General features: G+C 33.7%; 13 protein-coding genes and 1 pseudogene. 11 read left to right on the top strand and 3 right to left on the bottom strand.

All coding sequences use genetic code 11. The features are described 5' to 3' along the window. The first annotated feature begins 626 nt into the window (after positions 1-626). Positions 627-1,328 (top strand): TraX family protein, encoded by a 702-nt coding sequence (locus tag JCM9140_RS20240; protein WP_052002432.1) that lies wholly within the window; start codon positions 627-629, stop codon positions 1,326-1,328. 26 nt (positions 1,329-1,354) lie between these two features. Continuing rightward, positions 1,355-2,539, top strand: a complete 1,185-nt coding sequence (locus JCM9140_RS20235) for a D-alanyl-D-alanine carboxypeptidase family protein (RefSeq protein ID WP_034633102.1) — start codon at positions 1,355-1,357, stop codon at positions 2,537-2,539. Positions 2,540-2,768: 229 nt separating this feature from the next. On the opposite strand, the gene JCM9140_RS24010 is transcribed toward JCM9140_RS20235, so the two are convergent. Further along, on the bottom strand, positions 2,769-2,927 hold the full coding sequence (locus JCM9140_RS24010; protein ID WP_156314941.1) for a hypothetical protein: 159 nt from the start codon (positions 2,925-2,927) through the stop codon (positions 2,769-2,771). Between the two features lie 319 nt (positions 2,928-3,246). Here JCM9140_RS24010 and JCM9140_RS20230 point away from each other — a divergent pair, with 319 nt between their 5' ends. The 3 genes from JCM9140_RS20230 (at position 3,247) to lgt (ending at position 5,093) form a co-directional block, all read left to right on the top strand. Further along, complete coding sequence (locus JCM9140_RS20230) at positions 3,247-3,801, top strand: class I SAM-dependent methyltransferase (RefSeq protein ID WP_052002430.1); 555 nt, start codon at positions 3,247-3,249, stop codon at positions 3,799-3,801. 82 nt (positions 3,802-3,883) lie between these two features. Next, positions 3,884-4,099, top strand: coding sequence for a DUF2187 family protein (locus JCM9140_RS23380; protein ID WP_034633098.1), 216 nt, complete (start codon positions 3,884-3,886; stop codon positions 4,097-4,099). 133 nt (positions 4,100-4,232) lie between these two features. After that, the gene (gene lgt, locus JCM9140_RS20225; protein WP_034633097.1) at positions 4,233-5,093 is read left to right on the top strand and encodes a prolipoprotein diacylglyceryl transferase; all 861 of its coding nucleotides are present in this window, start codon (positions 4,233-4,235) and stop codon (positions 5,091-5,093) included. An 85-nt stretch (positions 5,094-5,178) separates the two neighbouring features. Here lgt and JCM9140_RS20220 read toward each other — a convergent pair whose 3' ends face one another. Next, positions 5,179-6,189 (bottom strand): C39 family peptidase, encoded by a 1,011-nt coding sequence (locus JCM9140_RS20220; protein WP_034633087.1) that lies wholly within the window; start codon positions 6,187-6,189, stop codon positions 5,179-5,181. Positions 6,190-6,504: 315 nt separating this feature from the next. Here JCM9140_RS20220 and spoIVB point away from each other — a divergent pair. The 5 genes and pseudogenes from spoIVB (at position 6,505) to JCM9140_RS20195 (ending at position 12,137) form a co-directional block, all read left to right on the top strand. Then, a pseudogene (gene spoIVB / locus JCM9140_RS20215) lies at positions 6,505-7,787 on the top strand (SpoIVB peptidase). A 130-nt stretch (positions 7,788-7,917) separates the two neighbouring features. Further along, positions 7,918-8,568, top strand: a complete 651-nt coding sequence (locus JCM9140_RS20210; protein ID WP_034633085.1) for a ferric reductase-like transmembrane domain-containing protein — start codon at positions 7,918-7,920, stop codon at positions 8,566-8,568. A gap of 183 nt (positions 8,569-8,751) precedes the next feature. Then, complete coding sequence (locus JCM9140_RS20205) at positions 8,752-9,363, top strand: DUF1405 domain-containing protein (protein WP_034633084.1); 612 nt, start codon at positions 8,752-8,754, stop codon at positions 9,361-9,363. A 242-nt stretch (positions 9,364-9,605) separates the two neighbouring features. Then, positions 9,606-11,522 (top strand): asparagine synthase (glutamine-hydrolyzing), encoded by a 1,917-nt coding sequence (gene asnB / locus JCM9140_RS20200; RefSeq protein WP_034750906.1) that lies wholly within the window; start codon positions 9,606-9,608, stop codon positions 11,520-11,522. Positions 11,523-11,717: 195 nt separating this feature from the next. Next, positions 11,718-12,137 carry a rhodanese-like domain-containing protein gene (locus tag JCM9140_RS20195; protein WP_235715420.1) on the top strand — a complete coding sequence of 140 codons (420 nt, stop codon included), beginning with the start codon at positions 11,718-11,720 and terminating at the stop codon, positions 12,135-12,137. Positions 12,138-12,232: 95 nt separating this feature from the next. On the opposite strand, the gene JCM9140_RS20190 is transcribed toward JCM9140_RS20195, so the two are convergent. Then, positions 12,233-13,069 (bottom strand): cupredoxin domain-containing protein, encoded by an 837-nt coding sequence (locus JCM9140_RS20190; protein WP_034633256.1) that lies wholly within the window; start codon positions 13,067-13,069, stop codon positions 12,233-12,235. 102 nt (positions 13,070-13,171) lie between these two features. On the opposite strand from JCM9140_RS20190, the gene JCM9140_RS20185 reads away from it, so the two are divergent. Then, the coding region (locus JCM9140_RS20185; RefSeq protein WP_034750902.1) for a hypothetical protein at positions 13,172-13,508 on the top strand (337 nt) is incomplete at its 3' end.

Genomic DNA, 13,508 nt, shown 5'->3' with positions numbered 1-13,508 from the left:
GAAGTAAGTGACTCTATTAAACTAACATGAAAAATTAGACTAGGAGGTGACCAAATTTACCCATTTGGAAAAATGGACTTGAGGATACCATTAACCCGAACGCTCGAAGCTGTTTTTTACATTACTGTTACGAAATATGTGGGAGTTTGTAAAAAAACATGGAAGTAAACAGATTTGTTAAAAATATTAGTAGTTGTATAGATATAGAGATCACCAACATCTAGAAAAGTTGATGGTCATGAAAGAGATGAGTAAGTTCTTTAATTCGCTAAATGAAAAAGAGTTTTTTGAAAAGTCTTCTGAACTCCCAAGGCAATGGGGCTTATTATTGAAAATAAATGGTGAGCCTGAGTGTCCAAAAAATTCTTTTGGTTATATATTTTTAAGTTTGATAGCTAGAAACAGATGAAGAGATTAATAATTAGTCTGGAGAAATTTCAGATTATAACAACTTCGTTTGATAAACTCCTTACAGCAGGCCCTAAAGAGGTTTTTTTGTTTTAAATCATCAACCTCCTAAGTAATCAAAAGTGATCATTTATTAAAATTTAAAACACATAAAAACTCCATATTTGATGGCTATGCTAAATCAGATAACAAAAATTAATAGGAAACGGAGTATGCAAATGTCAATAAAAACAAAGTTTATAAATTCAAATGCACTTAAACTACTAGCTGTTATTGCGATGGTTGTAGACCATGCATCAATATGGCTTGTGCCTGATGACACTACACTAGCAATATTTGCTCGTGGTTTTGGAAGATTGGCTGCCCCCATAATAGGTTATATGATTGCAGAAGGATACTTCTATACTTCTAATAAGCAAAAATATCTAAAACGACTTTTCATTTTTGCTTTAATTTCGCACTTCCCATTTGTGATGTACTTCGGTCTTGAATGGTGGCAGGGAACTAGTGTAATATGGGGACTGTTTATGGGGTTAGTTGCATTAGCTATTAGTCAAACTACTTACATTTCTCGATTAATAAAAGTTATGATTATTGCTTTGTGCTGTTTACTCGCTTGGACGGCTGACTGGAATTACATTCTTGTATTGTGGATTTTATTTTTTGGAATATACAAGGGACAGTTTAAGATGCAGATGATTAGCTTTGCATTTATAGGGACTGTTTTTTATATTCTTCCTGGCATAAGTTTAGGAATGGATTACGCTTTTCACTTTGGTATCCTTTTGGCCATTCCTTTTCTTGCTTTATATAATGGAGAAAGAGGAAAAAGCTCAGCTCTTATTAAATGGGGATTTTATGTTTTTTATCCAGCTCATCTTTTAGTACTTTATATTTTGAGGTACTTCATATTTGCATAAATTAAATATTGAGGAGATATATAATCATGATTTGGCTAAAAAAATACAATGTTATATTGATAATGGCTATGCTAATAATCATAATTTTACTAACAGCTTGTATTGATAGAACAAATGTGGATAATTTTATACCAAATGAGTCCATTCCCGCTATGAATGAAGTAGAAAAATCTTCCGAAATTTCAGCCGATGAAGTAATTGAAGAGCCACAAGCAAGAATGTACGAAGGGGATTTAGAGTTACCTGTGGTTGGAGCTACAGGATTTACTTCTATCAGTTTAGATTTGAAAGAATTTCCAAAAAGTGATTCTGAAACTATTGATATATTTGAAGCAGGTACTGCTTTCGAAATTTTAAGAGAAGAGGGAGATTGGTGGTTTATTAAAAGAGGTGATTTAGCTGGTTGGTTACAACATAATTATACTTTTATTAACCTTCCCGATGTTATTCCATCTATTATCTATGATAACACTAATACCTATTCTTCTAAATTCGTTTCATCTGGTAAGGATATCCCTAATATTTCAAACCGTGCCTTATATCCGGGCAAGACATACAACGAACGGCTTGAGAGTGAAGAATATATTATGCCTGTGCTATATTCAATGTCCAAAAAAGTTCATTTAGCACAGCAGCTTGCCCTGTCAGAGGGCAACTCACTAAAAATATATGAGGGATTTAGGCCCTACTCTGTACAGAAAGCGGTTGTAGAAGGCTTGAGTAAGTTAGCCGATGATGATCCAGAAGTTATGACTGGTATTAACACACTTCCTTGGGGGATAAATTGGTTTATAACAGACGGTGTTTCTAATCATCAAATGGGTTATGGCATCGATCTCAGTTTAGTTAAAATTAACTCTAAAAAGGAGGTTCCAATTGGTGAATACACCAGAGTCTTAATTAAAGATTATATGGAATATGCGATGCCTACACAAATACATGAATTAAGCGGAGCATCTGCTGTATTTACTACCCCAGTTTCATCACAAAATGCAATTGATTGGAAAACTGCAACTTATGCTGATTCAATGAACGAGGCTGCTATAAAGTTACAAACCTATGCTACGACGGCGGGGCTGACACCCTTAGCTTCGGAATGGTGGCATTTTAATGATTTAGATGCTAGGGATGAAACTGCACACAATAGCAGTGAAGGTGACTATTTATTAACTGAGATTTATAGTTCAAGTCCTCTAATAGGTGATAATTAGCTATAAAGCCTTAAGTGCAAACGTATTGCATAGAGATACGTTACTTATCTAATTTTCAGAAAAAAAGATCCGCTACGTGGAAATTTATAAAACTCGTAGCGGGTACTTTCTCTTTTAACACTGAAAACCCACTTATTTTTAAATGCAATGACTCGCATTTTTGATATTGTTATAAATAGACTAGGGAAACGTAGAACGGATCCCTAGAAGTAATTGTATGTTGTATTTCTCAATCGGTAAGGTTTAGTTGATCTTCAACCAAAGCTTTGATCGCCGTAAGTAAACCAGCTAAGAACAAAGAAACAGTTATTTTCCAATGTAAGTGGTAATAGGAGAATAAACTAGTTAAAAACATCCAACCGAGCCATAACCAAATTACTTTACTCATCGCAAACTCTCAAATTACCGACCACAACGGTATATTTTTATCATAAGTCCCCATCAGTTTCCTCCTAATAATAAGTCTCATTCTCTTTATCTGTTAATCTATGTTTTCTTTCGTAATTTTAGAAGATCTTGTGAATAGAACGTACTTTTAACGAATGATCGAATTAAGATAGTACCTTTAACTATTTTGTTATGTTCTTAACCGGTTCCCAATTGCACATTGCTGCTAAAAAATATTTTTATGAAAATATTAAACTTCATACTTTGAACAAATTCATATGAAATAATCCTCTTAATAACGAAAATAAGGGGTTTTAATTATGCTAAATGAGAAAAGAGTTTTCTTGAAAAGTTTTATGCACTCCCCAAAGGCTATTGGAAGTATTATCCCTAGCTCTCCTTACCTCGTTCAAAGTATGGTGAATCAAGTAAATTTACAAAAAAATTCGAAGGTTGTTGAATTAGGAGCTGGAACAGGAGTACTTACTGAAACAATACTCAAAGAGTCAAAACTAGATCACCCATTAATAGTATTTGAAAACAATTCCTCCTTAAAACAATCGTTAAACAGATTTGCTTCTGAAATTACTATTTTTGATGATGCTTTTAACTTAAAGGGGAGCCTAAATGAACAAGAAAAATCAATTGATTATATTTTTTCTGGCCTTCCTTTACTAAATTTCAAAAAAGAAGTACTAATCAATTTACTTGATCAGATAGACTATATTCTCAAACCAGGCGGAAAATTTATTGCTTTTCAATATACACCTTTTTTGCTTCCTTATCTTAATGCGGCTTTTGATAAAACGAGTCTTAAAATAGTTCCTTTGAATATTCCTCCTGCTTTTGTCTTTGTCTGTGAGAAGAGACATTGAGATAAAATCGAAGTTCTACTTACTAGGACTTTGGATTAGAGAGCCACTTATAAACTAAAAAAATTAGAAAGGCTGGATTTATATGTATAACAAATCAAAAAAAATAAACCCAAATGCTGCCGAAGTAAATGAAATAATTTTATACGATGGGATAGAACTAACAGTAATTGCTGTGTACAACAATAGTGTGGTAGCTGAATTTATTACGTATCCTGTTTGTGGTAGGGAGGATGAATTCCCCTTTGAACGTACCTGTATCAATCATCGAAACTATCAACGTACCTTTGAAACTATTTAAATGATAAAAGAACTAACAGGAATTATATTTAATTTTCATAATTAATTCAAACTTTCCTTATATATTTATAACTATAGTTAAGATTTTATATTAACTTAGCAAGACAAGTAAACAGCTAAGAGGTGAAAGGGAAATGGAAGAAACAATTCAACCGTTAAGCAGAGTTTTTCTTGAGATCGGTCCTTTAAAAATTTATTGGTATGGGGCTCTTATTGGGATCGGTGTAGCCATTGGTTATATAATGGCTACACGAGAAACGATTAAACGAGGGCTACCGAAAGATACATTTGCGGATTTACTACTATGGGCATTACCTATCTCCATTATTTGTGCCCGCTTGTATTATGTGGCCTTCCGATTTGAACATTACGTAGACGACCCTATAAGAGTGTTGTATATATGGGAGGGTGGCTTAGCTATACATGGTGGATTAATTGGCGGTGTAGCGACAGCTATTGTTTATGCAAAAAAACAAAATATACCAATATTTAAATTGTTGGATATCGGTGCTCCTAGTATCTTACTTGCTCAGGCAATTGGTCGTTGGGGTAACTTCATGAATCAGGAAGTGTATGGTGGATCTGTAACAAGAGAGTTTCTCGAAAATCTCTTGTTACCTAATTTTATTATTAATCAAATGTACATTAATGGAACCTACTATCAACCAACGTTTCTATATGAGTCAATCTGGAATATGATTGGTGTTGTAATTTTGCTATATCTGCGTAGGTTAAACCTAAAACAAGGTGAAATTTTTTATAGCTATCTCATTTGGTATTCTATTGGTCGCTTTGTCATAGAAGGAATGAGATTAGATAATCTGATGATTGGTGATACTTTGCGAACGGCACAAGTAGCTTCTATTATATTGATTATTGGGGCGGTAATAACTTGGATTTATCGGAGAAAAGCAGGTTTAGCCAATCAAGGATATCTTGATGAGATCGTGAAGCAACAAAGAAATAATAAAGCAAAGAAGAGAAAGAAAAAATAGACATTCTAAAACAGCTGACCATTTATTAAGGGTCAGCTGTTTTTAGCTTAATTGATAAATGGTGATGTTTATCTATTGCTCTTGTCTAGTTTACAAAGGTAATTGCTTGTTTTCCCATTTGTTCCCATGCTTCTACAAAATCCCTTTGGGGGATTTTTCTATTCTTAACATTTGCCAAGGGGTCATTAAAATAAACATAATCATCATCAAATCCTGTAACTAAGACAGAATGCTCTTTATACGTTATTTTAACAGAGCCGCTTGGAGTATCCCAAGTTTCGAATAAGTTTTCAGGAAGTTTCGAAAATGTAACATTAGATATGATCCAGACTGGATTTCCATTGCTTACGTGATAGAGAATATGTTGGAAGTCAGTCCCGGTTATATCAATTACTCTATTAGGCAAGTAAAATTCTGCTAATTCTTTAATAGGACCATGGTATACACCATAACCAGGATTGTTAATGTTATACATATCACCTACAAAACCATCATAAGGGTTACCAAAAAAGACTTGATCGCCTTTTTTTTGATAGGGAGTTGAATCTTTTTTTACCTCATCTGCAAGTACCATTTTGTTTACATTTACTCCTGCATAATTTAGAAACATGGCAAGACTTGTTACTTCACATCCTCTTGGAAGCTCAGGTAACTGAGAAATTAAAGGGGCATCTAATAATATACTTAGAGGAAGTTGAAAGTCATATCTCCAAACGATGTGACTATCATTAAGAAAATAAACATTGCTTTGTATCTCTTGAGCATAAATAACAGCCTCTTTATAACTCTCAAAACCTCTTGTTATGTCATTTTCATGGACAATAAAAGGTAAATTTGAATCGTTAGATACTATTTGTGAAGGGGGTTGTGAATTACTGTATACCTCTTTAAAACTGTTTATTTTACTAGTGAAATCGAGATCTACCCATTCTTCCTGTATATTTAAATACAATAAAAAAGTAAACATGGCCAAGATTAGAAAAGAAAAAACAAATAAGCCTTGTTTTAAGATTCCTTTTTTTATTAACCTAGATAAGGCTGTAACAGCAAGTACAAGAAACACAATATAACTCAAAATAAAAAATAGAACTTCCATTCTACGACCTCTTTCAAAAAATAAGTATTAAGTTAGTGGTTCGATAATCTAGATAAATATGTGAAACTTGTGTAATAGAATAAGCGAAAGATTTGTAAAAAATGTGAAGATAGAAAAAAAGTTATGATAAATGATAAATTAAAGCATAAAAAAATTGTAAAAATACCAGAATGATTGAAAAGGCATTCAAGCTAGGACCTATAGTTCAGCCTAGGGAGAAAGGATAGTCTATACTTTTGCTTTCTAACCGTAAAAATTAAACATTAAATTAGGGGATTAAGTAAACGCGAGTTTTATACCAAGGAGGGTGAAATTATGATTGGTGAGGGGATCAGAAAATTAATAGGTTGTATTCTCTTACTAAGCATATTTTTCGTGGGCTATTCTACGCCTGTTCAAGATGTCATAAGTATTCCAAATGAGATTACTGTATATGAAGGGCAGCAAATAAGCTGGGAAGTTTCTTCTACACGTATAGGTGACTTTTCTACAAAAACTGAAAATGAAAAACTTGTTACAAACATTACTACTTCTACAAATAATAGAACAGGTACAACCTCAATCACTGCAACAAGCAAAGAAGCCAATGATACAACTTTGACAATTGAAATAGGTAATTTTCCAATTAAACAAGTTCAGGTTCGTACATTACCAGAACTGAAAATTTTGCCCGGAGGTCAATCCATTGGTGTTAAGCTAAATAAAGAAGGCGTGCTTGTTGCAGGCTATCATTCTGTTAAGTCTTCAGTTGGAGAAGAATCACCTGCAATAAAGGCAGGAATAGAAGTAGGCGACTTGATAACGAAAATTAATGGTAATACTATAAGTAGGGCGGTTCAAGTGGAAGAGATTGTTCAAGAAGCTGGCGAGAAAAATGACATACTAAAAATAGAAATAAGGAGAAAAAAACAATTTTTATTAAAAGAGTTAACCCCTTTAAGAAATAAAGAGGATGGCAAATTTCAATCCGGTCTATATGTACGTGATTTAACGGCAGGTATAGGTACTTTAACATTTTTTCATCCTGATACGAATAAATACGGGGCACTTGGTCACGTTATATCAGAAGCTGAAACTAATCATCCAACCGTTGTTTATGATGGACACATTGTGTTGGCATCTGTTTCATCAATTGAGAAAGGGGTTAGCGGTGAACCTGGTGAAAAGATAGCCAAATTTTTACCTAATCAGGCGTTTTGGGGTTCTGTAACGATAAATAGTCCTTTTGGTCTTTTTGGAGAAGTATTCAATAAAGGTACTATTTTTGACCAACCTATTCCTGTAGCGTCTGCTGATCAAGTTAAAGAAGGTCCCGCTAAAATACTTACGGTTTTAGAGGGAGATAAAGTACAAGAATTTGATATTAAGATTCTTAAATCAAATCCAAGAAAATCTCCCACAACAAAAGGATTAATCATTAAAGTCACTGATCCTAAATTACTGGAAAAACAGGAGGGATTGTACAAGGGATGAGCGGTAGCCCAATTATTCAAGAGGACAAATTAATCGGAGCGGTTACGCATGTTTTCGTTAATGACCCAACATCGGGCTATGGTGGACACATTGAATGGATGTTACAAGAAGCGGAAATTAAATAGAGCTAAGAATATACTAGTTAGGTGCCTAACTAGTGTTTTTATGCTTTTTAACAATTTTTCTTCTATATCATCTTCATACATTCTACAAACATGCAGGGTATACTCCTACAGTAGATTGAGGAGGTGTGCGATGAAAAATAGTACTTATAGACAAATAGTTATAGGGGGATTTTCTCTTATACTAGCTTATCTATTTTTTCAAAGTAGAGAACTCTGGGATCCAATGCATGCTTGGAACAGAGCATTTGCAGATGTATCATTACTATTCTTAAGTGTAATTTTGCTTCTAGGATCCCTTTCTAAAGTATTCAAAACAATTAGAAAATGGCTAGTTTGGAGAAGAGAACTTGGGATATGGACAGGCGTTACGGCAATTGTTCATGTATTGATTCTCCTTGATGGCTGGGTTCAATGGGAAGTATTCCGGTTCTTTTTCGTTTTTAGTCCATTTGCAGGGGATTGGGTGTTGCATCCTGGATTTGCTTTAGGTAATTTATTGGGGATTGTAGCGTTGGTATATGTTCTTATCTTAATGTTAACTTCAAACACGATAAGTAAAAAGATATTGGGATTAAAAGCTTGGAAACATGTTCAACAAACTGTACATGTCTTTTACCATATGGTAATTTTGCATACGGCTTATTTTATTTTTATACACAACCCAGATTCACCTAATTGGCTACAAGCACCCTTCATCATCACTATTACATTAGTCTGGCTAAGCTCTTTAATAGGGTTTTGGTTTACCGTAAAAGAGGTTAAAAAAAGTAAAGGTATATAAATAAATGGCTCCTTACGAAGGTTAGGAGCCATTTATTTTGTTGTCATAAGAAATTAAGCAATTAGCTTTCTTAAAAAAAATTCATAAATCCTCTTCATAGTTTCTACACAATTAAGTGCAATACTCGTTAACACAAAGCTTGTAAGACTAATTTTAAATAGGATGTAGAAAGAAGGAAATTTATTGATTTACTTAAACTGGCTTATTAACTGGCTTGGAAGAAAACGTACTATTTGGTTATTGTTTATGACCAATTTGTTGGGAACGATCTACGGATATATATGGTATATGCCTCAATTAGTTGAAACGAAACTTTGGTTTTGGCCGTTTGTCCCAGATAGTCCAACTGCTAGTTTGTTTTTTACCATTACGTTGCTGTCCTTTTTAGTAGGGAAAAAGTGGCCGCTAATAGAAGCGTTTGGTGCTGTGACTTTGTTTAAATATGGAATTTGGGCAGTTGTCATGATTGTGGCAACAAGTTTTACTGGAGGTACTCTTCATTGGACAAGTTATATGTTAATTGTTTCTCACATTGGAATGGCAGTTCAAGCACTCTTTTTTAGTCGATACTTCCGTTTTAAATTAAAACATTTGTTAATTGTAGCACTATGGACATTAACAAATGATATATTGGATTATTCTCTGGGGATTTTTCCTTGGTTATATTCTGGACTTCATCCCTATTTAACTTATATTTATTTCTTTACTGTAAGTCTAAGTATAACAAGTATTCTCGTTTTTTATGTGTTGGTGGCAAGGATAACTGGACAACACAAGAATGATAATTTTGTTTGAGTAAATTCGGTGTACTCCATAAAAACATGACCACAAAATTAGAGGTCGTGTTTTTATGAAGGTCATGTCTTTAATCTTTAATTTCATAATAATTTTTGGGATTCAAAATTGGTGGGTACTGTGGTGTTGAACATTAAATTAATCCCCCTTTTTTTCACATGAATTCTCCATGAAAAAAACAAACATTGAGGATAATATTATTATCTGATCTATAACAAAAAGAAGTATGAGGTGTTTTCAAAATGTGTGGTTTTGTTGGCTATGTAAATGAACAAAAAGTAATAGGAAATAAAGAAAAAAATGAAATAAATAATATGCTTAACTTGATTCATCATCGTGGACCAGATGACACAGGTTTTTTCAAGGATGATCACATCGTTTTTGGATTTAAAAGGCTAAGTATCATTGATGTGGAAAATGGCAATCAACCTATCTCCTATGAAAATGAGCGTTACTGGATGGTATTTAATGGTGAAATTTATAATTACCAGGAACTACGTAAAACCTTGGGGAATATAGGTTACACGTTTCAGACTTCATCAGATTCAGAGACAATTCTTGCTCTTTTCAGTCATAAAAAAGAAGAAGCTTTTTCTGACTTAAGAGGAATGTTTGCTATTTTGATTTGGGACAAGCAGGAGCAAACGATGTACGGGGCACGAGACCCCTTTGGTATCAAACCATTGTATTATACGAATGGTGAAAGTGAGCATGAACTATATTTCGCGTCTGAGAAAAAAAGTTTAGTAGCACTTGAAAACAATAAATCTTTAAATAAGGAAGCATTACATCATTATTTAACTTTTCAATATGTGCCTGAGCCATTAACGATGACAACTGATACGTTTAAAATGGAGCCTGGCCATTATTTCATCAAAAAGAAAGGGGAGGGTTTAATCCAAACAAAATATTGGGAGCCAATCTTCAAACCAAGTCAAGGCAATCTTGAGACAAGTTCTAAACAGATAGCACAAACGTTAGAGGAGTCTGTAAATTGTCATATGATTAGTGATGTTCCATTAGGAGCTTTCTTATCTGGTGGAATTGATTCCACTTGTATAGTGACATTAGCGAAAAAAATTAATCCTGCCATTAAGACATTTACTGTTGGATTTGAGCAAGAAGGTTATCATGAACTAAATCCTGTGAAGCAAACAGTGGAAGCTTTGGAGGTTGAAAATTCTTATTATCAAGTTTCAGTTACTGAATTTATTGAGGAACTTCCTAAAATTATTTGGCATTTAGATGATCCCGTTGCTGACCCAGCAGCTATTCCCCTTTACTTTTTAGCAAGGGAAGCTGCCAAACATGTAAAAGTTGTCTTATCTGGCGAGGGTGCAGATGAACTGTTTGGAGGCTACCGAATTTATAAGGAGCCTTTGTCACTCCGTCCTTTATCGACTCTTCCTGATAGTGGTAAAAGAATGATGAACTTTATTCTTAACAGAGTTCCACAAAAAGTAAAGGGAAGAAATTATATAGAGCGTGGGCTTACACCAATTGAAAAGCGTTACATTGGGAATGCGAAAATGTTTTCAGAAGCCGATAAATTTAAGTTACTGAGCCAGTATCAATCAGATTATAACTATGAAAAGATCACTACGCCATTTTATGAACAAATTCAACACCTTGATGATATTACGAAGATGCAATATATCGATCTTCAGACATGGTTACGAGGTGATATTCTAGTGAAGGCTGATCGAATGACAATGGCGCATTCATTAGAACTCCGTGTTCCATTTTTAGATAAAGAAGTCTTTAAAGTGGCTGCTAACCTTCATCCCACTATAAAGGTAGATAAATCACAAACGAAAATTGCTCTTAGAAGTGCAATGAAGCACATTGTACCAGCGCATATTGTCAATCGAGCGAAGCTAGGGTTTCCCGTTCCAATTCGACATTGGCTACAAAATGAATTGTACGATTGGGCTAAAAATTTGATTATGGATAGTCAGACTGATTATTTATTTAAGAAAGAAGAGATTCTTCATTTGCTTGAACAACATCGTAAAATCAATTTGGCTGAGAGTTCAATATTTAAGAGCAAAGGGGATTATAGTCGTCCATTATGGACAGTACTGACTTTCATGCTTTGGCACCAAGTCTTTATTGAAAAGGTCTATGAATTTGGTACTACTATGGAGCATAGTAAATAGTTTTAAGTTTTTTCATTGAACATGTTAAATAAAGTTATTCAACATGTTCGGCTATTTTTGCTGTATGTTGAACGCTTCTAACAATGCTTGTTTCCTACTTAAGGGGGTTTACATGTTACAGTTTTAATACATATCCTTTTCTCTAATCTTTTAAATAAGCAAGAAAAAATATAGAACTGGAAAAAGGAGCGGGAAATGATGAGGAAATATCTTTTACCTTTAAGTTTTATCGTTGTAATAGTCATTTCAATTGTAATTGTTGTTAATCCATTCCAAACAGCTACCTTAGAAGAGGACCCTATAAGTCAAAAATGGGATGATATTAACCAAGAGGAAGTACTGATGGAGGTTGGTAACGAATATGTAGAAGTAGTTGATTTACGAGAAGTGGAGCTCTATAAAGAGGGGCATATATCTGGAGCCATCAATATCCCCTATGAAGAGTTTCAAGACCGCTATAATGAATTAAATCAAGAAAAACGGATTATTCTTATTTGTCATACAGGAAGAATGGGGGTTGAAAGTGCCGATTTTCTTGTTGAAAAAGGATTTGATAAAGTAGCTAACTTCGGAGGTGGCATGGCTGTATGGGATGGACCTCTTTCAACAGAATAAAGTTCATTTCCTTTTTTAAAACAATAAAGAATTGTCTAGAACTAAAATGCTTATCCCTACTAGTTTGAGTGAAAAGTAAGTAGGGAAGCTTTATCTTATAATTCCGTAACGATTATAGTAGCTGTCATTCCAGCTGCTTCATGTCCAGGTATGGTACAAATGGCTTCATACGTACCGGATTTTGGAAAAACAACTGACATACTTTCAGAAGTACCAGGCATCGCATGAAGATGAAAATCCAATCCTTTAATCTCAAAATCATGTTGCTCTATTCCGTTATTAACTAGAGTTAGTGTTACCTCCTCACCAGGTAACACTTGAACTTGATCTGGACCAAACTGATATTCATTCGCATCCATTATTATTTCTTGATTATTTACATGATCGGCATGATGGTTTGTGCTGTTATTAAATTCAAAAGTAAAGTAGTGAAAGCTGAGAATAAACAAACAAACAAGAGTAAAGTATGGAAGTGGGTGTGAAATCAATGAATTATTGTTTGATTCCTTATTAATTTCATAAACTAAAAGTAAATAAATTAGAAAGAAAATCCCAACAGTCCAAAGACTCATTATGTTTAAAAGTTGGTTATAATGTTCAGAGGAAATCATAACACCTAACATCGTTCCCATCATTCCCCCCATTACTCCAGAAATGAGTCCATCAATAATCGCGATCAAGGAGTAAGGAAATCCTGCTATTACACCAACGAACCCGCCAATTAACATGCTTAGAACAGTAATTTCAAAAAACAAGTCAGGAAATAAAACTGCAGAGAACGTACCTATACTTAATCCGGTAATCATTCCAAGAGTCATTGAAACAACCATCCCAATCATATTGCTTAGTTTTTCTTTAAATAGATAGGAAAGACATATTAACCAAGTTAATAAAAGTATAAAAACAATACCGAGCACGACTGGTTGAAGCAATTTATTCTCTCCCTTCATGTTCATACTTTTAGTTTATTAGTTTAAAAGATTAAATATGTACAAGGGTTACTATTTCTTTAAATGTTCACACATCGGGAGAAAGTGGATACAAATAAATTACTAGGTAAGGTGAAAGTACGTGAGGTGAGACAACTGAAAAGAAACATTCCTATGGTGATTATAATAATTAGCTTTATTTTTTCTTTTTATATGGTTAGTTCAATTAATGAAAAAAAAGAAAATATAAACGAACTTGAAGATATTTATGAAGTCATAACAAAAAATAATATGACGTTACATTCCTGGTCAGCTTATTCAAGGGAGGAACTATATGTAATGAATGTAACTGAAGTGATTGAACTAATTGATGACACACAAAAAAATAAAACAGACTTTGTATGGAGCACGGAAAAAATTGAAAATGACCATCACAATAAAG

Origin of the sequence: Halalkalibacter wakoensis JCM 9140 (genome assembly GCF_000513095.1) — a bacterium.
In the GTDB taxonomy this organism is placed as follows: domain Bacteria; phylum Bacillota; class Bacilli; order Bacillales; family Bacillaceae_D; genus Halalkalibacter; species Halalkalibacter wakoensis.
Note: the sequence above shows the minus strand (reverse complement) of the source record. Positions and strands in the feature narration are given on the sequence as shown.

What these genes read in the sequence shown, in the direction of transcription:
- lgt (WP_034633097.1), top strand. Translation starts at nt 4,233, where the DNA reads ATGGAAGAAACAATTCAACCGTTAAGCAGAGTTTTTCTTGAGATCGGT.
- JCM9140_RS23380 (WP_034633098.1), top strand. Translation starts at nt 3,884, where the DNA reads ATGTATAACAAATCAAAAAAAATAAACCCAAATGCTGCCGAAGTAAAT.
- JCM9140_RS20220 (WP_034633087.1), bottom strand. Translation starts at nt 6,189, where the DNA reads ATGGAAGTTCTATTTTTTATTTTGAGTTATATTGTGTTTCTTGTACTT.
- JCM9140_RS24010 (WP_156314941.1), bottom strand. Translation starts at nt 2,927, where the DNA reads ATGAGTAAAGTAATTTGGTTATGGCTCGGTTGGATGTTTTTAACTAGT.
- asnB (WP_034750906.1), top strand. Translation starts at nt 9,606, where the DNA reads ATGTGTGGTTTTGTTGGCTATGTAAATGAACAAAAAGTAATAGGAAAT.
- JCM9140_RS20230 (WP_052002430.1), top strand. Translation starts at nt 3,247, where the DNA reads ATGCTAAATGAGAAAAGAGTTTTCTTGAAAAGTTTTATGCACTCCCCA.
- JCM9140_RS20210 (WP_034633085.1), top strand. Translation starts at nt 7,918, where the DNA reads ATGAAAAATAGTACTTATAGACAAATAGTTATAGGGGGATTTTCTCTT.
- JCM9140_RS20240 (WP_052002432.1), top strand. Translation starts at nt 627, where the DNA reads ATGTCAATAAAAACAAAGTTTATAAATTCAAATGCACTTAAACTACTA.
- JCM9140_RS20195 (WP_235715420.1), top strand. Translation starts at nt 11,718, where the DNA reads ATGATGAGGAAATATCTTTTACCTTTAAGTTTTATCGTTGTAATAGTC.
- JCM9140_RS20235 (WP_034633102.1), top strand. Translation starts at nt 1,355, where the DNA reads ATGATTTGGCTAAAAAAATACAATGTTATATTGATAATGGCTATGCTA.